Raw genomic sequence first — 22,756 nt, forward strand, 5'->3', positions numbered from 1 at the left:
GCCGTACCGACTGATGGGGACGGCGTACTGATCAGCAGCGTAAGTCATATGAAGTCACGGTTCCGCCCGAGAGCTACCGGTTGACAGACCTAGGGGTACACCGCGAACGATTTGCCTCGCCCCACAGCGGCCTGTACTGTCGTACTCCTGCCTGGCCCCAACGCGACCTTGAGTCGGGGGTCGGCGGCGACTCTCTCACACCGAACTTTCTACCTGAGCCTCATTCTGCATGTCTGCAGGAGCTGGTCAAGGAAATGGAAAACGGCTGATAGAGTCGGACTCGCCGGAAAGGGAAACGCGAAAGCGAAGAACTGGAAAGCGCAGTAACAATTCTCCTGCTTCGCAGGGGGCCCGCTTCGACCGGGAATCGGACACGAAAGAGTCTGATAGAGTCGGAAACGCAAGAACGAAGGGAAGCGCCCGGAGGGCCCCGGTGAAACGGGACCGAAGGAAGCGTCCGTTCCTTGAGAACTCAACAGCGTGCCAAAAGTCAACGCCAAATTTGTTGATACCCCGGCCCACTTCGGTGGGTTGGTGGTTCCTTTGAAGTCCTACTGGCCCATGTGGCGGGTAGGCAACATCAGCGAGGACGCTGTGGATGACCAGCCCTATTCCGGTTGGTCGTCCCGCTCTTTTATGGTGCTCTCCCGATTACGGGAAAACATTCATGGAGAGTTTGATCCTGGCTCAGGACGAACGCTGGCGGCGTGCTTAACACATGCAAGTCGAACGATGAAGCCCTTCGGGGTGGATTAGTGGCGAACGGGTGAGTAACACGTGGGCAATCTGCCCTTCACTCTGGGACAAGCCCTGGAAACGGGGTCTAATACCGGATAACACTCTGTCCTGCATGGGACGGGGTTAAAAGCTCCGGCGGTGAAGGATGAGCCCGCGGCCTATCAGCTTGTTGGTGGGGTAATGGCCTACCAAGGCGACGACGGGTAGCCGGCCTGAGAGGGCGACCGGCCACACTGGGACTGAGACACGGCCCAGACTCCTACGGGAGGCAGCAGTGGGGAATATTGCACAATGGGCGAAAGCCTGATGCAGCGACGCCGCGTGAGGGATGACGGCCTTCGGGTTGTAAACCTCTTTCAGCAGGGAAGAAGCGCAAGTGACGGTACCTGCAGAAGAAGCACCGGCTAACTACGTGCCAGCAGCCGCGGTAATACGTAGGGTGCGAGCGTTGTCCGGAATTATTGGGCGTAAAGAGCTCGTAGGCGGCTTGTCACGTCGGATGTGAAAGCTCGGGGCTTAACCCCGAGTCTGCATTCGATACGGGCTAGCTAGAGTGTGGTAGGGGAGATCGGAATTCCTGGTGTAGCGGTGAAATGCGCAGATATCAGGAGGAACACCGGTGGCGAAGGCGGATCTCTGGGCCATTACTGACGCTGAGGAGCGAAAGCGTGGGGAGCGAACAGGATTAGATACCCTGGTAGTCCACGCCGTAAACGTTGGGAACTAGGTGTTGGCGACATTCCACGTCGTCGGTGCCGCAGCTAACGCATTAAGTTCCCCGCCTGGGGAGTACGGCCGCAAGGCTAAAACTCAAAGGAATTGACGGGGGCCCGCACAAGCAGCGGAGCATGTGGCTTAATTCGACGCAACGCGAAGAACCTTACCAAGGCTTGACATATACCGGAAAGCATCAGAGATGGTGCCCCCCTTGTGGTCGGTATACAGGTGGTGCATGGCTGTCGTCAGCTCGTGTCGTGAGATGTTGGGTTAAGTCCCGCAACGAGCGCAACCCTTGTTCTGTGTTGCCAGCATGCCCTTCGGGGTGATGGGGACTCACAGGAGACTGCCGGGGTCAACTCGGAGGAAGGTGGGGACGACGTCAAGTCATCATGCCCCTTATGTCTTGGGCTGCACACGTGCTACAATGGCCGGTACAATGAGCTGCGATGCCGCGAGGCGGAGCGAATCTCAAAAAGCCGGTCTCAGTTCGGATTGGGGTCTGCAACTCGACCCCATGAAGTCGGAGTTGCTAGTAATCGCAGATCAGCATTGCTGCGGTGAATACGTTCCCGGGCCTTGTACACACCGCCCGTCACGTCACGAAAGTCGGTAACACCCGAAGCCGGTGGCCCAACCCCTTGTGGGAGGGAGCTGTCGAAGGTGGGACTGGCGATTGGGACGAAGTCGTAACAAGGTAGCCGTACCGGAAGGTGCGGCTGGATCACCTCCTTTCTAAGGAGCATCTAGATTCTCTTCGGGGAATCCAGAGACCATTTCGTCGGCAAATGTTCGACGGTGGTTGCTCATGGGTGGAACGTTGACTATTCGGCACGACAGGTTGTTTTTGCGAGTACTGCTTCGGCGTGGAAAGTGAGAAGGATCGGTCGGGTCGGGCACGCTGTTGGGTATCTGAAGGTATGGCCGTAAGGCTGCCTTCGGTTGCCGGCCCCAGTGAACTCGTTCTTCGGAACGGGGTGATGGGTGGCTGGTCGTTGTTTGAGAACTGCACAGTGGACGCGAGCATCTGTGGCCAAGTTTTTAAGGGCGCACGGTGGATGCCTTGGCACCAGGAACCGATGAAGGACGTGGGAGGCCACGATAGTCCCCGGGGAGCTGTCAACCAAGCTTTGATCCGGGGGTTTCCGAATGGGGAAACCCGGCAGTCGTCATGGGCTGTCACCCACTGCTGAACACATAGGCAGTGTGGAGGGAACGCGGGGAAGTGAAACATCTCAGTACCCGCAGGAAGAGAAAACAACCGTGATTCCGGGAGTAGTGGCGAGCGAAACTGGATGAGGCCAAACCGTATGCGTGTGATACCCGGCAGGGGTTGCGCATACGGGGTTGTGGGATCTCTTTTTCATAGTCTGCCGACTGTGAGACGAGTCAGAAACCGTTGATGTAGGCGAAGGACATGCGAAAGGTCCGGCGTAGAGGGTAAGACCCCCGTAGCTGAAACATCAACGGCTCGTTTAAGAGACACCCAAGTAGCACGGGGCCCGAGAAATCCCGTGTGAATCTGGCGGGACCACCCGCTAAGCCTAAATATTCCCTGGTGACCGATAGCGGATAGTACCGTGAGGGAATGGTGAAAAGTACCGCGGGAGCGGAGTGAAATAGTACCTGAAACCGTGTGCCTACAAGCCGTGGGAGCGTCGCTGTATGTGCTTGCACATGCAGTCGTGACTGCGTGCCTTTTGAAGAATGAGCCTGCGAGTTTGCGGTGTGTTGCGAGGTTAACCCGTGTGGGGAAGCCGTAGCGAAAGCGAGTCCGAATAGGGCGATTTAGTAGCGCGCTCAAGACCCGAAGCGGAGTGATCTAGCCATGGGCAGGTTGAAGCGGAGGTAAGACTTCGTGGAGGACCGAACCCACCAGGGTTGAAAACCTGGGGGATGACCTGTGGTTAGGGGTGAAAGGCCAATCAAACTCCGTGATAGCTGGTTCTCCCCGAAATGCATTTAGGTGCAGCGTCGTGTGTTTCTTGCCGGAGGTAGAGCACTGGATAGGCGATGGGCCCTACCGGGTTACTGACCTTAGCCAAACTCCGAATGCCGGTAAGTGAGAGCACGGCAGTGAGACTGTGGGGGATAAGCTCCATGGTCGAGAGGGAAACAGCCCAGAGCATCGACTAAGGCCCCTAAGCGTACGCTAAGTGGGAAAGGATGTGGAGTCGCAGAGACAACCAGGAGGTTGGCTTAGAAGCAGCCACCCTTGAAAGAGTGCGTAATAGCTCACTGGTCAAGTGATTCCGCGCCGACAATGTAGCGGGGCTCAAGCGTACCGCCGAAGTCGTGTCATTCATACACATATCCCCAACGGGAGTATGGATGGGTAGGGGAGCGTCGTGTGCCGGGTGAAGCAGCCGCGGAAGCGAGTTGTGGACGGTTCACGAGTGAGAATGCAGGCATGAGTAGCGATACACACGTGAGAAACGTGTGCGCCGATTGACTAAGGGTTCCTGGGTCAAGCTGATCTGCCCAGGGTAAGTCGGGACCTAAGGCGAGGCCGACAGGCGTAGTCGATGGACAACCGGTTGATATTCCGGTACCCGCTTTGAAACGCCCAATACTGAATCAGGCGATGCTAAGTCCGTGAAGCCGGCCCGATCTCTTCGGAGTTGAGGGTAGTGGTGGAGCCGATGAACCAGACTTGTACTAGGTAAGCGATGGGGTGACGCAGGAAGGTAGTCCAGCCCGGGCGGTGGTAGTCCCGGGGTAAGGGTGTAGGCCGTGTGGTAGGTAAATCCGTCACACATTAAGGCTGAGACCTGATGCCGAGCCGATTGTGGTGAAGTGGATGATCCTATGCTGTCGAGAAAAGCCTCTAGCGAGTTTCATGGCGGCCCGTACCCTAAACCGACTCAGGTAGTCAGGTAGAGAATACCGAGGCGTTCGGGTGAACTATGGTTAAGGAACTCGGCAAAATGCCCCCGTAACTTCGGGAGAAGGGGGGCCATCACTGGTGAGGGAACTTGCTTCCTGAGCTGGGGGTGGCCGCAGAGACCAGCGAGAAGCGACTGTTTACTAAAAACACAGGTCCGTGCGAAGCCGTAAGGCGATGTATACGGACTGACGCCTGCCCGGTGCTGGAACGTTAAGGGGACCGGTTAGTGCACTTTCGGGTGTGCGAAGCTGAGAACTTAAGCGCCAGTAAACGGCGGTGGTAACTATAACCATCCTAAGGTAGCGAAATTCCTTGTCGGGTAAGTTCCGACCTGCACGAATGGCGTAACGACTTCTCGACTGTCTCAACCATAGGCCCGGTGAAATTGCACTACGAGTAAAGATGCTCGTTTCGCGCAGCAGGACGGAAAGACCCCGGGACCTTTACTATAGTTTGATATTGGTGTTCGGTTCGGCTTGTGTAGGATAGGTGGGAGACTTTGAAGCAGCCACGCCAGTGGTTGTGGAGTCGTCGTTGAAATACCACTCTGGTCGTGCTGGATGTCTAACCTGGGTCCGTGATCCGGATCAGGGACAGTGTCTGATGGGTAGTTTAACTGGGGCGGTTGCCTCCTAAAGAGTAACGGAGGCGCCCAAAGGTTCCCTCAGCCTGGTTGGCAATCAGGTGTTGAGTGTAAGTGCACAAGGGAGCTTGACTGTGAGACCGACGGGTCGAGCAGGGACGAAAGTCGGGACTAGTGATCCGGCAGTGGCTTGTGGAAGCGCTGTCGCTCAACGGATAAAAGGTACCCCGGGGATAACAGGCTGATCTTCCCCAAGAGTCCATATCGACGGGATGGTTTGGCACCTCGATGTCGGCTCGTCGCATCCTGGGGCTGGAGTCGGTCCCAAGGGTTGGGCTGTTCGCCCATTAAAGCGGTACGCGAGCTGGGTTTAGAACGTCGTGAGACAGTTCGGTCCCTATCCGCTGTGCGCGTAGGAATATTGAGAAGGGCTGTCCCTAGTACGAGAGGACCGGGACGGACGAACCTCTGGTGTGCCAGTTGTCCTGCCAAGGGCATGGCTGGTTGGCTACGTTCGGAAAGGATAACCGCTGAAAGCATCTAAGCGGGAAGCCTGCTTCGAGATGAGTATTCCCACCACCTTGAGTGGTTAAGGCTCCCAGTAGACGACTGGGTTGATAGGCCAGATGTGGAAGCCCGGTAACGGGTGGAGCTGACTGGTACTAATAGGCCGAGGGCTTGTCCTCAGTTGCTCGCGTCCACTGTGTTAGTTCTGAAATAACGAACAGCCGTGTTTTCATCCGGTGTTGGTTAATTTCATAGTGTTTCGGTGGTCATTGCGTTAGGGAAACGCCCGGTTACATTCCGAACCCGGAAGCTAAGCCTTTCAGCGCCGATGGTACTGCAGGGGGGACCCTGTGGGAGAGTAGGACGCCGCCGAACAATTATTCCGGGAAAGCCCCGTGCCCTTGTGGCACGGGGCTTTTCTGCGTTCATCGCATCCTTGTACCCCCGTGCGTCGGCCCTCCGCGGCTGAGGGTAGGGTCAGGGTGCATCATTGGCACGTTCTTCACAGGAGGCCCCCGGGTGGAGGTCCAGGAGACTCGAGTTCAGACGAACCGAGTACTCACCATCCCCAACATCCTCAGCATGGCTCGCCTCGTCGGCGTGCCGCTCTTCCTGTGGCTGATCCTTCGTCCCGTCTTCGGCGGGCCCAACAGCGACGGCTGGGCGTTGCTGGTGCTGATGCTGAGCGGCGTGAGCGACTATCTCGACGGCAAGCTCGCCCGCCGGTGGAACCAGATCAGCAGCCTCGGGCGACTCCTGGACCCCGCTGCCGACCGCCTCTACATCCTGTCGACTCTCGTCGGGCTCACCTGGCGCGAGATCCTGCCGCTCTGGCTCACCGCAGCTCTTCTCGCACGTGAGCTCATGCTCCTTGTCATGGTGGGAATCCTGCGTCGGCACGGCTATCCGCCGCCGCAGGTGAACTTCCTCGGGAAAGCTGCAACCTTCAACCTGATGTACGCCTTCCCCTTGTTGCTGCTCAGTGACGGAAGTGGTTGGCTGGCCTCGCTGGGCGCCGTTTTCGGATGGGCGTTCGCTGGTTGGGGTACAACGCTCTATTGGTGGGCAGGGATCCTCTACGTGGTCCAGGTCCGCCGACTCGTCAAGGCGGATGAAGTAGCCGAATAGCTCGTTGTGCGGTGCCGCGCAGTGTCGCCGGTCCGCAACGGAAGCTGTGGTTGTTGCCCCGACGGGTGATGTCGGCTAGACCGTCGTCTCTTCAAGGAGGACGTTTCCGACATGAAGGCCGTCGTTATGGCCGGCGGCGAAGGCACTCGTCTTCGCCCCATGACCTCAAGCATGCCCAAGCCGCTCCTGCCCGTAGCCAATCGGCCGATCATGGAACACGTGCTGCGGCTGCTCAAACGGCATGGGCTCAATGAGACCGTCGTAACCGTTCAGTTTCTGGCTTCGCTCGTGAAGAACTACTTCGGCGACGGCGAAGAACTCGGAATGGAGCTCACCTACGCCAACGAGGAGAAGCCACTCGGCACCGCGGGAAGTGTCAAGAACGCCGAGGAAGCCCTCAAGGACGACACCTTCCTGGTTATTTCCGGTGACGCCCTCACCGACTTCGACCTGACGGACCTCATCGCCTTCCACAAGGAGAAGGGCGGACTGGTCACGGTATGCCTGACCAGGGTCCCGAATCCGCTGGAGTTCGGCATCACGATTGTCGACGAGCAGGGGCAGGTCGAGCGATTCCTGGAGAAGCCGACCTGGGGCCAGGTCTTCTCGGACACCGTCAACACGGGCATCTACGTCATGGAGCCCGAGGTCTTCGACTACGTCCAGGCCGATACCTCCGTGGACTGGTCCGGCGACGTGTTCCCGCAGCTCATGAAGGAGGGCAAGCCGATCTACGGCTATGTCGCCGAGGGCTACTGGGAGGACGTGGGCACTCACGAGAGCTATGTGAAGGCCCAGGCCGACGTACTGGAGCGCAAGGTCGACGTCGAGCTCGACGGCTTCGAGATCTCGCCCGGTGTGTGGGTCGCGGAAGGCGCGGAGGTCCACCCCGACGCGGTGCTCCGAGGGCCGCTGTACATCGGCGACTACGCCAAGATCGAAGCCGGCGTCGAACTCCGTGAGCACACCGTCATCGGGTCGAACGTCGTTGTGAAAACCGGCGCTTTCCTGCACAGGGCCGTGGTGCACGACAACGTGTACATCGGCCAGCACAGCAATCTTCGTGGCTGCGTGATCGGTAAGAACACCGACATCATGCGGGCGGCCCGCATCGAGGACGGCGCCGTTATCGGCGATGAATGTCTGGTCGGCGAGGAATCGATCATCCAGGGCAATGTGCGGGTGTACCCGTTCAAGACCATCGAGGCCGGTGCCTTCGTCAACACCTCGGTGATCTGGGAGTCGCGTGGGCAGGCGCATCTCTTCGGAGCGCGCGGTGTCTCCGGGATCCTGAACGTCGAGATCACCCCCGAACTGGCCGTGCGGCTGGCCGGTGCGTACGCGACGACCCTGAAGAAGGGGTCGACCGTCACGACGGCCCGTGACCACTCCCGAGGTGCGCGCGCACTGAAGAGAGCGGTCATCTCCGCCCTGCAGGCCAGCGCCATCGACGTACGGGACCTGGAGAACGTGCCGCTGCCGGTGGCCCGCCAGCAGACCGCGCGAGGCAGCGCCGGCGGCATCATGATCCGGACCTCGCCGGGAGTGCCGGATTCCGTCGACATCATGTTCATCGACGAACGCGGTGCCGATCTCTCCCAGGCGCGTCAGCGCAAGCTGGACCGGGTCTACGCCCGCCAGGAGTACCGCAGGGCCTTCCCCGGTGAGATCGGGGACCTCCACTTCCCGTCGAGCGTCTTCGACTCCTACACGGGGTCCCTGCTCCGCAACGTCGACACGGACGGCATCGCCGATGCGGGCCTCAAGGTCGTCGTCGACGCGTCCAACGGCAGCGCGGGGCTCGTCCTGCCCAGTCTGCTCGGGCGGCTCGGTGTGGACGCGCTGACGATCAACCCCGGTCTCGACGAGTCGCGGCCCACCGAGTCCGCCGAGACCCGGCGGGCCGGTCTGGTGCGGCTCGGGGAGATCGTGTCGTCCGCACGGGCGGCCTTCGGGGTGCGGTTCGACCCTGTCGGTGAGCGTCTCTCCCTCGTCGACGAGCGGGGCCGGATCATCGAGGACGACAGGGCCCTGCTGGTCATGCTCGACCTCGTGGCGGCCGAGCGGCGGAGCGGGCGGGTGGCCCTGCCGGTGACCACCACCCGCGTCGCCGAGCAGGTGGCCGCGTACCACGGCACACAGGTGGAGTGGACGACCACGTCTCCGGACGACCTGACCAGGGTGGGGCGCGAGGACGCCACCATCTTCGGTGGTGACGGGCGCGGCGGCTTCATCATTCCCGAGTTCAGCAGCGTCTTCGACGGCTCGGCGGCCTTCGTCAGGCTCATCGGGCTGGTGGCCCGGACCCAGCTCACGCTCAGCCAGATCGATGCCCGCATCCCGCGTGCCCATGTGCTGCGCCGTGACCTCGCGACGCCCTGGGCGGTCAAGGGGCTCGTCATGCGGCGGGTCGTGGAGGCGGCAGGGGATCGCAGCGTGGACACCACCGACGGTGTCCGGGTGGTGGAGACCGACGGCCGCTGGGTGATGGTGCTGCCCGACAGGGCGGAGGCCGTCACCCACCTGTGGGCCGAAGGCCCCGATGACGCCTCGGCCCAGGCGTTGCTCGACGAGTGGTCGGCGATCGTGGACAGCGCCGGCGACTGAGCCCGGCCGGGTGGCCCGGACGCCGTTGTGCAGCGGCTTCCGGGCCACCGGTGGGGCCATTCGGCGGCAGCAGTCATGACGTGCGACGATGTGCGGCATGTCGCAGCCGCCCCCCGATCGGAGTAGCACCCCGCCGCGTCCCCGCCCCGACGCGTCCATGTCGCTGCTGACCAACGTGATGGACCACAGCCTCGACGAGGGATATGCCGAGGCTGCCGCGCGCCGCAAGGCCGACGGGAGTGCGGGGATGCCCCGCACGCTCAAGTCGAAGCTTGGCCTCGCGGCAGGTCTCGTGGTGGCGGCTCTCGTCGTGACGCTCGGTGCCGCCGAGGCTCAGGTCGCGGCGCCGGTCGTGGCGAAGGAGCGCGAAGAGCTCATCGACCGTGTCAACGCGGAGACCGCCGCGGCGGACGCGTTGCAGGAGGATGTCGACGAACTGCGCAAGGACGTCGGCGAACGGCAGCGCAAGGCGCTCGAACAGCACGGCGGGGCCAAGGGCGGGCTGGTGGCGCTGCTCTCCGGAGCGACCGCGGTCGAAGGGCCCGGCATCAAACTCGTCGTCGACGACGCCAAGGACACCGACCAGGGCGGCGGCGGACCGCGTGAGTCGACCGGCTTCGCCGACACCGGGCGGGTGCGCGACCGCGACATGCAGCGCGTGGTCAACGGCCTCTGGCAGTCCGGGGCCGAGGCGATCGCCATCAACGGGCAGCGGTTGACCTCCCTCTCGGCGATCCGCGCGGCGGGCGACGCCATACTGGTCGACAACAGGCCGCTGGTACCGCCCTACACGGTGCTGGCGGTGGGGGACGGCAAGAAACTCGCCGACGCCTTCCAGGACAGCGCGGACGGCCTGTATCTGCAGGCGCTGCACGAGAGCTTCGACATCCGCACCAGCATCTCCGAGCAGGAGCAGGTGCGCCTTCCGGCCGCGCCGAGCCTGATCGTACGCACAGCAGAGCCTCAGGCCGCAGACACGCGCAGTGGTGCGGCAGAAACAGGGAAGGGCACATCGTGATCGCCGTACTGGGCCTCGTCGTGGGAGTCGTGGTCGGACTGTTGGTCCGGCCCGAAGTGCCGGCGGTGGTCGAGCCCTACCTGCCGATCGCCGTCGTGGCCGCGCTCGACGCCGTCTTCGGAGGTCTGCGTGCCATGCTCGACGGGATCTTCGTGGACAAGGTCTTCGTCGTGTCGTTCCTCTCGAACGTCGTCGTGGCCGCACTGATCGTGTTCCTCGGCGACAAGTTGGGTGTGGGCGCCCAGCTCTCCACCGGTGTGGTCGTCGTGCTCGGCATCCGCATCTTCTCCAATGCCGCGGCGATCCGCCGGCACGTCTTCCGGGCTTGAGGCCGATGAGCAACGACGAGAATCCGCGCAACGAGGGACCCGCCGGCGAGCTGCCTGCGGAGGTCCCCGCGCAGGCGCCCGAGACCGGCGCCGACCCGCCCGAGGAGTCCTCCGGGCGCCGGCGGCTGCTGGCGGGCCTCTGGCCGCCCAGGGTGAGCAGGGCCCAACTCATCGTGGCCCTCCTGCTGTTCGTGCTCGGGCTGGGGCTGGCGATCCAGGTCAGGTCGAACAGTGACAACAGCGCGTTGCGCGGTGCCCGCCAGGAGGACCTGGTCCGCATCCTCGACGAGCTCGACAACCGGACCCAGCGGCTCGAGGACGAGAAGCAGCGCCTCGACGACCAGCGCACGGAACTGGAGAACAGCTCCGACCAGGCGGAGGAGGCCCGCAAGCAGACGCTCGAGAAGGAGCGGCAGCTCGGCATCCTCGCGGGTACGGTCGCGGCCAAGGGACCCGGCATCACCCTCACCATCAACGACCCGAGCGGTGCGGTCGAACCGGACATGCTCCTCGACGCCATCCAGGAGCTGCGGGCGGCCGGTGCCGAGGCGATCGAGATCAACGGCGTGCGGGTGGTGGCCAATACCTACTTCTCCGGCGACGGGGGAGACTTGAGGGTGGACGGCCGCAGGATCCGCTCTCCGTACGAGTTCAAGGTGATCGGCAAACCGCAGGACCTCGAGCCGGCGCTGAACATCCCCGGCGGAGTGGTGCAGACGCTCGAGAAGGAGCAGGCCACGGCTGAGGTGGCGCAGGCCGAGGAGATCGTCGTCGACGCCTTGCGACCGGCGAAGCTGCCTGACTACGCTCGGTCGTCGCCCCAGTGAGGCCTTGGCGCACGCGGCCCGCAGGACACAGGCACGGGGTTGCGGGGGGTCGGCGCATCGGATCGGTGGCGCGTGGTGGAAACTGTCGGGTGGATACGGACGTTGTGAGGATGTCCGGGTCGGCAGGTGTGTTCATTCAGGGTTCGTCCTGCCCCACGGGCGGGTCTATTTCGGTCAAGGGGAAACGCCCGTGAAGTTGTTTGCGAAGTTGTTCGGAAAGAGCGCACGCGAGGACAGCGGCTCTGCTCGCCACCGCGCTCCGCGCCAGGGTCAGGGCGCCGAGGAGCAGGGCTCGGAGCGCCCGCTCTTCCGCGATGAGGTGCCGGGTTCGCCGGGAGATCAGCGGGGTGCCTCCGGCGCGTCGTCTGTTGACCCTGCCGGTGCCGGACGCATAGGTTTCGGGGAACCATCAACCTCAAGTACGGGTGGAGGGTTCACCCCCGCCCCGGAGGGCTCCTCCATGCCGGTCTGTACGAGGTGCGGGCATCGCAATGGCGAGGCCAGCCGTTTCTGTTCCAACTGCGGTGCGCCGTTGCGGGGCGGAGTGCCCGAGCGTGCCTCCGAGACGACCTCGACGATCTCGATCTCCGGTATCGAGGCGTACGAGGCCGAGGTGACGGGACAGACGGCCGTTCCCTCCCTCTCGCCGGAGGCACAGGCAGCCGTCGACGCGTTGCCCGCGGGATCCGCGCTCCTGGTGGTGCGCCGCGGTCCGAACTCCGGCAGCCGCTTCCTGCTGGACGGCGAGCTGACCACTGCGGGCCGTCACCCGCAGAGCGACATCTTCCTCGACGACGTGACCGTGTCGCGGCGCCATGTGGAGTTCCGCAGGAGCCCGGACGGTAGTTTCACCGTGGGCGACGTCGGCAGCCTCAACGGCACCTACGTCAACCGTGAGCGCATCGATTCCGTCCTGCTGTCCAACGGCGACGAAGTTCAGATCGGCAAGTACCGGCTGGTCTTCTACGCGAGCCAGCGGGGCGTCTGACCCTCCCCCGGACTGCGTCCGGAAGGACCCCCAGGAAGGTTCATGCTGCGAACACCGACAGGCGGTGCCGGCCACGGCACCGCCGCAGCGGACGAGCGCGCCATGAGCATCGGTACGGTGCTTCTGGAGCTGCGCGACGAGTTTCCCGAAGTGACGATCTCCAAGATCCGCTTCCTGGAGGCCGAGGGGCTGATCGAGCCGCAGCGGACGCCCTCCGGGTATCGAAAGTTCAGCCGGGCCGACGTCGAGCGGCTGGCCCAGGTGCTGCGCATGCAGCGGGACCACTACCTGCCGCTCAAGGTCATCCGTGAGCACCTCGACGCCCTCGCCCGCGGTGAGCAGGCCACGCTGCCGTCCGGCGGCGGACAGGGCGAGCTCGTGGACGGTCGCTGGGAGCCGGACCCCGGCCGGGCCACAGCCGCCCGGATCGGGCGCTCCGAGCTTCTTGCCGCCGCCGACGTCAGTGAGGACCAGCTCGTCGAGTGGGAATCCTACGGGCTGATCACAGCCTCGCCCGAGGGAAGCTACGACGCCGAGGCGGTGACCGTCGCGAGACTTGTGGCGGATCTGGGGCGATTCGGTCTGGAACCTCGGCATCTGCGGGCGGTCAGGGCCGCCGCGGACCGTGAGGCAGGACTGGTCGAGCAGGTGGTCGCGCCCCTGCGCCGCCACCGGAATCCGCAGACCAGGGCCCATGCGGAGGCCACCGCGAGAGAGCTCGCGGAGCTGTCCGTACGGCTCCACGCGGCCTTCGTGCAGACCGCGCTCAAGGTCCGGTTCCACTGACCGCGGCGGAGCCCGACTATCCAAACATGGCGGGCACGTCCTAGGGTTGCTGTGTGAACGAGCTCGACGTTGTGGGTGTCCGGGTGGAAATGCCCTCCAACCAACCGATCGTGCTCCTGCGTGAAGTGGGAGGCGACCGGTACCTCCCCATTTGGATCGGCCCTGGGGAAGCGACCGCGATCGCCTTCGCCCAGCAGGGCATGGCTCCGGCCAGGCCGCTGACCCATGATCTCTTCAAGGATGTGCTCGAGGCCGTCGGCCAGGAGCTCACCGAGGTCCGGATCACGGACCTCAGAGAAGGGGTTTTCTACGCGGAGCTGGTCTTCGCCAGCGGAGTCGAGGTGAGCGCGCGGCCGTCCGACGCCATAGCGCTCGCCCTGCGCACCGGAACGCCGATCTACGGCAGTGACGGTGTGCTGGACGACGCCGGGATCGCCATCCCGGACGAGCAGGAGGACGAGGTCGAGAAGTTCCGTGAGTTCCTCGACCAGATCTCGCCGGAGGACTTCGGTACGAACAGTCAGTGACCGTCCCGCGCGGTGCCGTCAGCGCATCCGACAAGCCGTTCCCGGAAATGAGACACGGGAAACCACCCTCAGGGTGATTATCACTCGGCGTGCCGAGTGTGGCGATCGTTGACGCACCCCTGGTGACTGCCTACCTTCGAGATGGCAGGTCAAGGACGGAGGTCGGCGTGAGAAGCAGCGGCGACGGTACGGCTGCGGGTGGGCCGTACCGGCAGCACAGCAGTGCGGCCGACCACACCATCAGACAGCCGGTTCAGCCGGCGGCGGTGGCAGCGGACGGTGCGGTAGTGGCAGGTGACATCGGCTACCGGGGGCCGACGGCGTGCGCGGCGGCCGGTATCACCTACCGACAGCTCGACTACTGGGCCCGTACGGGCCTGGTGGAGCCGAGCGTGCGTCCGGCGTACGGATCGGGAACGCAGCGCCTCTACAGTTTCCGGGACGTGGTTCTCCTCAAGATCGTGAAGCGGTTCCTCGACACAGGTGTCGCGCTGCAGAACATCCGCACCACGGTCCAGCACCTGAGGGCCCGCGGATTCACGGATCTTGAGCGGATGACCCTGATGAGCGACGGGGCGACGGTCTACGAGTGCTCCTCGCCCGACGAGGTCGTGGATCTGCTCCAGGGGGGCCAGGGAGTGTTCGGAATCGCCGTGGGCGTCGTCTGGCGCGATGTGGACGCGACCCTGTCCCAGCTCCACGGCGAGCGGGTCGACACGGGGGAGACGCTGATCGGCAACAACCCCGCGGACGAACTGGCCCGGCGGCGCAACCGCGCGGGCTGAGCCACCGGGCCTGCTCCGCGCCGCACGGGCGCGGAGCAGGCCCGTTGTCAGTGGCATAGGGCAGCATCGGTTGATGTGAGATCCGCTCCCACCATCCTGCATCTGGACATGGATGCCTTCTACGCCTCTGCCGAGCAGGCGGCGAAGCCCAGCCTGCGCGGCAAACCGGTGGTGGTGGGCGGACTGGGGATGCGCGGGGTGGTGGCCACCGCGTCGTACGAGGCCCGGCGCCTCGGTGTGCATTCGGCGATGCCCATGGGGCAGGCGAGACGGCTGGCACCCAACGCCGCCTATCTGGTGCCGCGATTCGCCCTCTACCGGACGGTGAGCGACCAGGTGATGGAGCTCCTGGGGCGGCTGTCGCCGCTCGTCGAGCCGCTCAGCCTGGACGAGGCCTTCGTCGACCTGGAAGCCGGTGGGGTCGCCGATGACGCGGCATCGGCCCGTGCGATCGGTGAGCAGCTGCGCACGGTCATCAGAGGCGTCACGGGACTCAGCGGTTCGGTCGGTCTGGCCGGCTCCAAGATGCTGGCCAAGATCGCCTCGGAGGAGGCGAAGCCGGACGGTCTCCTGCTCATCGAGCCGGGTACGGAGCGCGAACTGCTCGCACCCATGTCCGTGCGGATCCTGCCGGGCGTCGGGCCCGCCACCGGGGACCATCTGCGGCGTGCGGGGATGACGGTGGTCCAGGACCTGGCCGAGGCGGGGGAGGCCGAGCTCGTCCGCCTGCTGGGCAAGGCGCACGGCGTCGCGCTGCACCGCATGGCACTCGGGCACGACGACCGGCCCGTCGTCGCGGAACGGGACGCGAAGTCCGTATCGGTCGAGGACACCTTCGACGTGGACCTGCACGACCGGGTCCGGGTCAGGACGGAGGTGGAGAGGCTGGCCGGGCGGTGCGTGGAGCGCCTGCGGGGCGCGGGGAGGTCGGGGCGGACCGTCGTGCTCAAGGTGCGCCGGTACGACTTCTCCACGCTCACCCGCTCCGAGACCCTGCGCGGCCCCACCGACGACCCCACGGTCGTCAGGGAAGCCGCGGCGCGGTTGCTGGAGGCCGTTGACACCACCGGGGGCGTACGGCTCCTCGGAGTGGGCGTCACGGGGCTCGCCGACTTCACCCAGGAGGATCTCTTCGCGCAGGCCGCCGACGCACTGCAGGCGGTGTCGGACGAGTCGGAGGACGGGGCGGACGGTGCCCCCGACGAGCCGGTCACGGCGGAGGAGGCGGCCGAGGAGCAGGCGGACCGGCTCGCAGGCCGGAGGTGGCCCGCAGGCCACGACGTACGGCACGACGTCCACGGCCACGGCTGGGTGCAGGGCAGCGGTGTCGGCCGTGTCACGGTCCGGTTCGAGGAACCGGGGGAGCGGCCGGGCCGGGTGCGCACGTTCCGTGTCGACGATCCGCAGCTCCAGCCGGCCGACCCGCTTCCCCTGGTGCGGGACCCCGTGGACTACTCCTCGTGGCCGGCCAGCCTGCCGAAGTCCCTGTCGGGCCCCGTACCGCCCGGCGAGGCGGAGTCCAGCCCGTAGTGACGGTAGAGCTGCAGCTCCTGCTCGGGGGAGAGATGCCGGCCTACACCGAAATCGGGGGCGTCCTTGATCAGGGCGCGGTCGAAGGGGATCACCAGGGTGCCGTCGACGAATTCGCTCGGTTCCAGCGGGACGAAGGCGTCCCGGGTGAAGAGCCCGGTGCGCACGGCCGCCCACTCGGGTACACCGGTGGCATCGTCGAGATAGACCTCGTCCACCGTTCCGATCTTGGAGCCTTGGCGGTCGTAGGCCTTGCGGCCGATCAGGCTGCGCGGATCGATGTCGGTCTGCACGGTGCCTCCCACTGGTCGCACTGCGGTCAGGGTGGTCGCAACTGCTCCACAGGCTCTACGAAAGGCCAGAACCGGGCCTTCGGCCACTCGAGACGGCCCGCGCCGGCCCGCTGGTAGGCTGGAACACGGCTGCTGACCCTGTGCGGGAGAGTCCTCCGGAGAAATCCGGAGGCGCCGAAGGAGCAACTCCTCCCCGGAATCTCTCAGGCCCCCGTACCGCACGGACGAGGTCACTCTGGAAAGCAGGACGGGATCCGTACGGCACGTGCCGTGGCGGGCCCCATCCTCACCGACGGTGAAAGCCGGTAGGCCTCAGGGCGTGCCGGTGAAGCTCTCAGGTCGAGATGACAGATGGGGAGGCCGTTCGGGCAGCCACGCCGTGGTGCCCCTCGCAGGTCGTGAGACCAGGAGGCCTCCATCATGACCCCCCGTCGCACTCCGCTCTCCCAGCTGGAGCAGGGCATTCCCTTCGAGCAGCGCCACATCGGGCCCGATGCCGAGGCCCAGGCCAAGATGCTCGCCCAGGTCGGATACGGCTCCCTCGACGAGCTCACCGACGCTGCCGTGCCCGACGTGATCAAGAGCGCCGAGGCGCTGGACCTTCCGGCTGCCCGTACCGAGGCCGAGGTCCTGGCCGAGCTGCGACGCCTCGCCGACCGCAATCAGGTGCTCGCACCGATGATCGGGCTCGGCTACTACGGCACGTTCACCCCGCCGGTGATCCTGCGCAACGTCATGGAGAACCCCGCCTGGTACACGGCGTACACGCCCTACCAGCCCGAGATCTCCCAGGGGCGGCTCGAGGCCCTGCTGAACTTCCAGACGATGGTGGCCGACCTGACCGGTCTGCCCACCTCCGGCGCCTCCCTCCTCGACGAGGGCACGGCGGCCGCCGAGGCCATGGCGCTCGCACGGCGCGTCGGCAAGGTCAGGAACGGCGTCTTCCTGGTCGACGCCGACACCCTGCCGCAGACCGTCGCCGTGATCCGGACCCGCGCCGAGCCGACCGGCGTCGAGGTGGTCGTCGCCGACCTCACCGACGGAATTCCGGCCGACGTCGCCGAGCGCGGCGTCTTCGGCGTCCTGCTGCAGTACCCGGGCGCCTCCGGAGCGGTCCGTGACATCAAGCCCGTCATCGACCGCGCGCACGAGCTCGGTGCGATCGTCACCGTCGCAGCCGATCTGCTGGCCCTGACCCTGCTCACCTCGCCCGGCGAGCTGGGCGCGGACGTGGCCGTCGGAACCACGCAGCGCTTCGGTGTCCCGATGGGCTTCGGCGGACCGCACGCCGGCTTCATGGCCGTCCGCGAGAAGTTCGCGCGCAGCCTGCCCGGCCGTCTCGTGGGCGTCTCCGTCGACGCCGACGGCAACAAGGCGTACCGCCTCGCACTCCAGACCCGCGAGCAGCACATCCGCCGGGAGAAGGCCACCAGCAACATCTGTACCGCGCAGGTACTGCTCGCCGTCATGGCGGGGATGTACGCCGTCTACCACGGCCCCGACGGTCTGCGCACGATCGCGCGGCGCACCCACAGGTACGCCACGATCCTGGCCGACGGCCTGCGCGCCGCCGGTATCGACGTGGTGCACGGCGCGTACTTCGACACGCTCACGGTGAGCGTTCCCGGCGGGGCTGCCGGTGTGGTCGCCGGTGCTCGCGAGCGCGGAGTGAACCTGCGGCTCGTCGACGCCGACCACGTCTCCATCGCCTGCGACGAGACCACCACCCGTGCGCAGATCGCGGCCGTCTGGGCCGCTTTCGGAGCGGGCGGTGACATCGAGGCCCTCGACGACGCCGCCGCCGACGCGCTACCCGACAACCTGCTGCGCACCGACACCGTCCTCGCGCACCCGGTCTTCCACCAGCACCGTTCCGAGACGGCGATGCTGCGCTACCTGCGCAAGCTCGCCGACCGCGACTACGCGCTGGACCGCGGCATGATCCCGCTCGGCTCCTGCACCATGAAGCTCAACGCCACGGCCGAGATGGAGTCGATCACCTGGCCCGAATTCGGTGCGCTGCACCCCTTCGCGCCGGCCGAGCAGGCACAGGGCTTCCTCACCCTCATCCGCGAGCTGGAGGAGCGCCTCGCCGAGGTCACCGGCTACGACGCCGTCTCCATCCAGCCCAACGCCGGCTCCCAGGGTGAGTTCGCCGGCCTTCTGGCCGTGCGCGCCTACCACCGGGCCAACGGCGACGAGGGGCGTACCGTCTGCCTCATCCCGTCCTCCGCACACGGCACCAACGCCGCGAGCGCCGTGATGGCGGGCATGAAGGTCGTCGTCGTGAAGACCGCCGACGACGGCGAGGTCGACATCGACGACCTCCGCGCCAAGATCGAGAAGCACCGTGACGAACTCGCGGTCCTCATGATCACCTACCCGTCCACGCACGGTGTCTTCGAGGAGCACGTCGCCGCGATCTGCGGCGAGGTGCACGACGCGGGCGGTCAGGTGTACGTCGACGGCGCCAACCTCAACGCGCTGGTGGGCCTCGCCAAGCCGGGCAAGTTCGGCGGCGACGTCTCGCACCTGAACCTGCACAAGACCTTCTGCATCCCGCACGGCGGCGGTGGCCCGGGCGTCGGCCCGGTCGGTGTCCGCGCGCACCTGGCGCCGTACCTTCCCAACCACCCGCTGCAGCCCGCCGCGGGCCCGGAGACCGGCGTCGGCCCGATCTCGGCGGCCCCGTGGGGCTCGGCCGGAATCCTGCCCATCTCCTGGGCGTACGTGCGCCTGATGGGCGGCGAGGGACTGAAGCGTGCGACGCAGGTCGCCGTACTCGCGGCCAACTACATCGCCAAGCGTCTGGAACCGCACTTCCCGATCCTGTACAACGGCCCGGCCGGTCTGGTCGCACACGAGTGCATCGTGGATCTGCGCCCGATCTCCAAGGCGACCGGCGTCAGCATCGACGACGTCGCCAAGCGGCTGATCGACTACGGCTTCCACTCGCCGACGATGTCGTTCCCGGTGGCCGGGACGCTGATGATCGAGCCCACCGAGAGCGAGGACCTCGCGGAGCTCGACCGGTTCTGCGACACGATGATCGCCATTCGCGGTGAGATCGAGAAGGTCGCATCCGGCGCGTGGAGCGCGGAGGACAACCCGCTGGGCAACGCCCCGCACACGGCGGCTGCGCTCGGTGGCGAGTGGACACACGCCTACAGCCGCGAAGAGGCCGTCTTCCCGGCCGGCGTCACGCCTTCGGACAAGTACTGGCCGCCGGTGCGCCGGATCGACGGTGCCTTCGGCGACCGCAATCTGGTCTGCTCCTGCCCGCCGCTGGACGAGTACGACCAGTAGGAACGCGGACACCCGTCGGGGCCGGTGCGGAGACTTCTCCGGGCCGGCCCCCGTGTTTCTCCGGCCGCGGTCAGGCGGCCTTCATCACCTGGCCGGTCTTCAGCGACCGGTGCGGGGCGATGATCTGCCCGTCCGGGAGCAGCTCACCGGTGTCCTCGAAGAGCAGGACGCCGTTGCACAGCAGGCTCCAGCCCTGTTCCGGGTGATGGGCCGTCAGGCGCGCGGCTTCCCGGTCGTTGGAGTCTGCGGTCGGGCAGGGTGGCTGGTGCTGGCACATGGATGGGTTCTTTCGCTGCGTTGAGTCGAGTGTCCTGCGGCTTGACGATGTGTTCATGGCCGCCCCCGTATCAGTCGGTCCGGTCCCAGTGTTGCCCTACGGGCGTCGTTCCGCAGGGATTTCGCAGCAGCTGCTCTTCTCCTCTCATGACGCATCACCCGGCCGGACGGTTCAACGCAACTTCACTGTCCCTTCGGGTGGTTCGGGGTGGCCTGAAGGGGCTAGTCCGGACGGGTACGGATGCGCCCCCGCCGTGGTGCACGACGGGGGCGCATGGTGTTCGAGGATCAGGCGGGCGACCCGAGGAGACCGGGCAGGCCGGGAAGCGGAGCCGGGGTGACACGCATCGTCATGACCGGAAGCAGATCGGAGACGCGATGCGGTCGGTGGGCCGTGATGCCGGGAGGCGCGGGCGCGAGGGGCACCAGCACGTCCGTCGGGGCGAGCGTGCCTCCTCCGGCATCCGCTTCGGTGTCTGCGTGCAGCCACAGGGTGAGCATGTAGAGCTCCGGCACGGACAGCAGGCGCGGCTGGTAGTGCGCTGCCGCCGAATCCGCCTGCCGTACGGCGAGTTCGGTCGAGACGATGTACGGCCCCTCGAAGAAGTGGGAGAAGGTCCAGCCGTCGGCGGTGAGCATGGTGTCCGCGGCGGCCACGGCGCGCTCGCCGCTGCGGATCAGGAAGCGCCAGCCGGCCAGGCGGGTGCGGGGCGTGGAGTCGTCCGGGACGATCCGGTCCAGTACGTGGACCGGAAGGGGCAGTTCGGGGCTCAGCGATCCCTGGACGGACCGGAGAGCGGGCGTGTGGGCCTCGCGGACTGCGGTAGGAGAACCGAGTGCCGCGAGAACGCTGCGCAGTGCGGGCGCTGGGGCCGGAGAAACATGCAGCGGCATAGTGGGTCGCCTCTCACTTGGAGACACGGTGATGCGTGGGCGGGTGTGCAGACGGCGCTGTCGGCGTGCGGGGCCAGAGGAAGGCCGGTGACGGGCGGACGGGCCGGTGCGTCAACTCTCTGCCTCGTTCGCAGAGTTTATACGACAAGTGTTCACACGGTGTTTCGTCTAGCTGTCCCACATATTGCACGCAAGGTGGGATCGAGCCTTTGAAATGCGGAGTTCGTGTTGGTTCGGCAGGCCCCGGATGCCCCCTGCCAGGTTTTCTTCCGACTCAGCGGTAGGCTGAAACCCATCGGTGTTTCTACCACGTATCCGCCGGCGGCGGTGCATTGGCCGCATGCCGAAGGAATGTGCCTCCGGCTTCTGTCGCCAGACTAGCGGGTACCCGTGGACATCGGGGCGTTATAGATCACCCCGTCTGGGCATTATCGATCGTGATGCGAGCGGCCTGGGCCGCGGGCCGCCCACTCGAGGAGGGACCCTTCGATGGGCGAGAAGGTCGTGGCGGGCGCCTTTGACCTGTCCGATCGGCAGGCGTACCGGAAAAAGCTCTCCCAGTGCCTGGAGGGGCTGGAGAGGCTCCTGTCGGAGGGGAGGTTCGATCGTCCCAGAAATCTCATGGGTCTGGAGATCGAACTCAATCTGGCGGGCTCCGACGGTATGCCGAGGATGCGGAATGCGGAGGTGCTCCAGCGGATCGCCAGCCGGGATTTCCAGACCGAACTCGGGATGTTCAACCTGGAAGTAAATATTCTTCCGCACCGGCTGAGCGGACGGGTTTTCGATCAGCTCGCCGAGGAGCTCCGTACCGGACTTGCATATGCCCACAGGAAGGCTGCCGAGGTCGATGCCGGGATCATGATGATCGGAATCCTGCCGACTCTGGGCCGTCACGACGTGGTCTCGGCCAATCTGTCGGACGTGGACCGCTACACGCTTCTCAACGATCAAATGGCTGCGGCGCGCGGCGAGGATTTCGCCCTCGATATCGAGGGTGTCGAACGCCTGGTCGCCACCTCCGCCTCCATCGCGCCCGAGTCGGCGTGCACCTCGGTCCAGCTCCATCTGCAGGTGACGCCGGCCCGTTTCGCGGACGTGTGGAACGCCGCCCAGGCCATCGCGTCCGTCCAGATCGCACTCGGGGCGAACGCCCCCTTCCTGTTCGGCAAGGAGCTGTGGCGGGAGTCGAGGCCACCTCTGTTCCTGCAGGCCACAGACGTGCGACCACCCGAGCTGACGAATCAGGGGGTCCGCCCGAGGACCTGGTTCGGGGAGCGCTGGATCAGCTCCGCCCACGAACTCTTCGAGGAGAATCTGCGCTACTTCCCGCCGCTGCTGCCGATCTGTGACGACGAGGAACCCCTGCGCGTGCTCGACGAGGGCGGCGTTCCCACGCTGGCCGAGCTCGTACTGCACAACGGCACGGTCTACCGATGGAACCGGCCGGTGTACGGCCTCGCCGACGGCATCCCCCACCTCAGGGTGGAGAACAGGGTCCTGCCCGCCGGCCCGACGGTCACCGATGTGATCGCCAACGCCGCCTTCTACTACGGCCTGGTGCGCGCGCTGGCCGACGAGTCCCGGCCGGTGTGGACCCGGCTGCCCTTCGAGGCGGCCGCCGAGAACTTCGACGCCGCCTGCCGCCACGGAATCGACGCGGAGCTGCTCTGGCCCCGTCCGGGCCGTTCGGGCGGTGTCGCGAAAGTGCCCGCGGTCCAGCTGGTGCGGGACGAGCTGCTGCCCCTCGCCGCCGCAGGGCTCGACGCCTGGAACATCGAGCCCGCGGACCGCGACCGCTACCTCGGCGTCATCGAGGAGCGCTGCAGGCTCCGGGTGAACGGGGCGTCCTGGCAGGTCGACACGTACCACCGGGCGCTGGAGGCAGGCCTCGAACGCGAGGCCGCGCTGGCTGCCACCACCCGGCGCTACGGGGAGCTGATGCAGGCGGGCGAGCCGGTGCACACCTGGCCGGTCGGTTTTCCCGCCCCCTGAGGGCGGGAGACGGCGGAATTCCGGCCGGGCGGGGG

The 22,756-nt window shown here is 65.7% G+C and carries 15 protein-coding genes, 3 rRNA genes and 1 riboswitch; of the genes, 15 read left to right on the plus strand and 3 right to left on the minus strand.

The window, feature by feature from the left end:
* Nucleotides 1–664: 664 nt before the first annotated feature.
* The 13 genes from OG257_RS32270 (at nt 665) to OG257_RS32330 (ending at nt 15,957) form a co-directional block, all read left to right on the plus strand.
* A 16S ribosomal RNA gene (locus OG257_RS32270) occupies nt 665–2,190 on the plus strand.
* 296 nt (nt 2,191–2,486) lie between these two features.
* Nucleotides 2,487–5,611 (plus strand): 23S ribosomal RNA (locus OG257_RS32275).
* A 79-nt stretch (nt 5,612–5,690) separates the two neighbouring features.
* A 5S ribosomal RNA gene (gene rrf / locus OG257_RS32280) occupies nt 5,691–5,807 on the plus strand.
* Together the 16S, 23S and 5S rRNA genes form the textbook arrangement of a ribosomal RNA operon.
* Nucleotides 5,808–5,951: 144 nt before the next feature.
* A complete protein-coding gene (locus OG257_RS32285; protein WP_329213122.1) occupies nt 5,952–6,560 on the plus strand; it encodes a CDP-alcohol phosphatidyltransferase family protein in 609 nt (202 codons plus the stop codon).
* Between the two features lie 111 nt (nt 6,561–6,671).
* Nucleotides 6,672–9,167 (plus strand): mannose-1-phosphate guanyltransferase, encoded by a 2,496-nt coding sequence (locus tag OG257_RS32290; protein ID WP_329213124.1) that lies wholly within the window; start codon nt 6,672–6,674, stop codon nt 9,165–9,167.
* Nucleotides 9,168–9,264: 97 nt separating this feature from the next.
* On the plus strand, nt 9,265–10,185 hold the full coding sequence (locus tag OG257_RS32295; protein ID WP_329213126.1) for a DUF881 domain-containing protein: 921 nt from the start codon (nt 9,265–9,267) through the stop codon (nt 10,183–10,185).
* Nucleotides 10,182–10,514, plus strand: a complete 333-nt coding sequence (locus OG257_RS32300) for a small basic family protein (protein WP_003970459.1) — start codon at nt 10,182–10,184, stop codon at nt 10,512–10,514. The genes OG257_RS32295 and OG257_RS32300 overlap by 4 nt, the downstream gene beginning before the upstream one ends.
* A 5-nt stretch (nt 10,515–10,519) precedes the next feature.
* Entirely contained in the window at nt 10,520–11,341 is an 822-nt protein-coding gene (locus OG257_RS32305) for a DUF881 domain-containing protein (RefSeq protein WP_329213128.1), read from the plus strand.
* A 61-nt stretch (nt 11,342–11,402) separates the two neighbouring features.
* Nucleotides 11,403–12,329, plus strand: a complete 927-nt coding sequence (locus OG257_RS32310; protein WP_329215463.1) for an FHA domain-containing protein — start codon at nt 11,403–11,405, stop codon at nt 12,327–12,329.
* A 42-nt stretch (nt 12,330–12,371) separates the two neighbouring features.
* Nucleotides 12,372–13,115 carry a transcriptional regulator FtsR gene (ftsR, locus tag OG257_RS32315; protein WP_329213130.1) on the plus strand — a complete coding sequence of 248 codons (744 nt, stop codon included), beginning with the start codon at nt 12,372–12,374 and terminating at the stop codon, nt 13,113–13,115.
* 53 nt (nt 13,116–13,168) lie between these two features.
* Complete coding sequence (locus tag OG257_RS32320) at nt 13,169–13,642, plus strand: bifunctional nuclease family protein (RefSeq protein WP_006123076.1); 474 nt, start codon at nt 13,169–13,171, stop codon at nt 13,640–13,642.
* Nucleotides 13,643–13,809: 167 nt separating this feature from the next.
* Nucleotides 13,810–14,427, plus strand: coding sequence for a MerR family transcriptional regulator (locus OG257_RS32325; RefSeq protein ID WP_329213132.1), 618 nt, complete (start codon nt 13,810–13,812; stop codon nt 14,425–14,427).
* A gap of 75 nt (nt 14,428–14,502) precedes the next feature.
* Nucleotides 14,503–15,957 carry a DNA polymerase IV gene (locus OG257_RS32330; RefSeq protein ID WP_329213134.1) on the plus strand — a complete coding sequence of 485 codons (1,455 nt, stop codon included), beginning with the start codon at nt 14,503–14,505 and terminating at the stop codon, nt 15,955–15,957.
* On the opposite strand, the gene OG257_RS32335 is transcribed toward OG257_RS32330, so the two are convergent.
* Nucleotides 15,879–16,250, minus strand: a complete 372-nt coding sequence (locus tag OG257_RS32335) for a PRC-barrel domain-containing protein (RefSeq protein ID WP_329215465.1) — start codon at nt 16,248–16,250, stop codon at nt 15,879–15,881. The two genes, OG257_RS32330 and OG257_RS32335, sit on opposite strands and share 79 nt — an antisense overlap.
* A 133-nt stretch (nt 16,251–16,383) precedes the next feature.
* A riboswitch (glycine riboswitch) is annotated at nt 16,384–16,479 on the plus strand.
* A 191-nt stretch (nt 16,480–16,670) separates the two neighbouring features.
* Between OG257_RS32335 and gcvP the strand changes: the two genes are divergently transcribed.
* Entirely contained in the window at nt 16,671–19,556 is a 2,886-nt protein-coding gene (gcvP, locus tag OG257_RS32340) for an aminomethyl-transferring glycine dehydrogenase (protein WP_329213135.1), read from the plus strand.
* Between the two features lie 70 nt (nt 19,557–19,626).
* Here the strand turns inward: gcvP and OG257_RS32345 are convergent, their stop codons facing one another.
* Both OG257_RS32345 and OG257_RS32350 read right to left on the minus strand, forming a co-directional pair.
* The gene (locus tag OG257_RS32345; RefSeq protein ID WP_329213137.1) at nt 19,627–19,833 is read right to left on the minus strand and encodes a DUF5999 family protein; all 207 of its coding nucleotides are present in this window, start codon (nt 19,831–19,833) and stop codon (nt 19,627–19,629) included.
* Nucleotides 19,834–20,120: 287 nt separating this feature from the next.
* Nucleotides 20,121–20,726, minus strand: coding sequence for a hypothetical protein (locus OG257_RS32350; RefSeq protein ID WP_329213139.1), 606 nt, complete (start codon nt 20,724–20,726; stop codon nt 20,121–20,123).
* A gap of 489 nt (nt 20,727–21,215) precedes the next feature.
* Here OG257_RS32350 and OG257_RS32355 point away from each other — a divergent pair, with 489 nt between their 5' ends.
* Nucleotides 21,216–22,721 carry a glutamate--cysteine ligase gene (locus OG257_RS32355; protein ID WP_329213141.1) on the plus strand — a complete coding sequence of 502 codons (1,506 nt, stop codon included), beginning with the start codon at nt 21,216–21,218 and terminating at the stop codon, nt 22,719–22,721.
* Nucleotides 22,722–22,756: the final 35 nt, after the last annotated feature.

Origin of the sequence: Streptomyces sp. NBC_00683 (assembly GCF_036226745.1) — a bacterium.
In the GTDB taxonomy this organism is placed as follows: domain Bacteria; phylum Actinomycetota; class Actinomycetes; order Streptomycetales; family Streptomycetaceae; genus Streptomyces.

What these genes read in the sequence shown, in the direction of transcription:
- OG257_RS32290 (WP_329213124.1), top strand. Translation starts at nt 6,672, where the DNA reads ATGAAGGCCGTCGTTATGGCCGGCGGCGAAGGCACTCGTCTTCGCCCC.
- OG257_RS32295 (WP_329213126.1), top strand. Translation starts at nt 9,265, where the DNA reads ATGTCGCAGCCGCCCCCCGATCGGAGTAGCACCCCGCCGCGTCCCCGC.
- OG257_RS32305 (WP_329213128.1), top strand. Translation starts at nt 10,520, where the DNA reads ATGAGCAACGACGAGAATCCGCGCAACGAGGGACCCGCCGGCGAGCTG.
- ftsR (WP_329213130.1), top strand. Translation starts at nt 12,372, where the DNA reads ATGCTGCGAACACCGACAGGCGGTGCCGGCCACGGCACCGCCGCAGCG.
- gcvP (WP_329213135.1), top strand. Translation starts at nt 16,671, where the DNA reads ATGACCCCCCGTCGCACTCCGCTCTCCCAGCTGGAGCAGGGCATTCCC.
- OG257_RS32345 (WP_329213137.1), bottom strand. Translation starts at nt 19,833, where the DNA reads ATGTGCCAGCACCAGCCACCCTGCCCGACCGCAGACTCCAACGACCGG.
- OG257_RS32350 (WP_329213139.1), bottom strand. Translation starts at nt 20,726, where the DNA reads ATGCCGCTGCATGTTTCTCCGGCCCCAGCGCCCGCACTGCGCAGCGTT.
- OG257_RS32355 (WP_329213141.1), top strand. Translation starts at nt 21,216, where the DNA reads ATGGGCGAGAAGGTCGTGGCGGGCGCCTTTGACCTGTCCGATCGGCAG.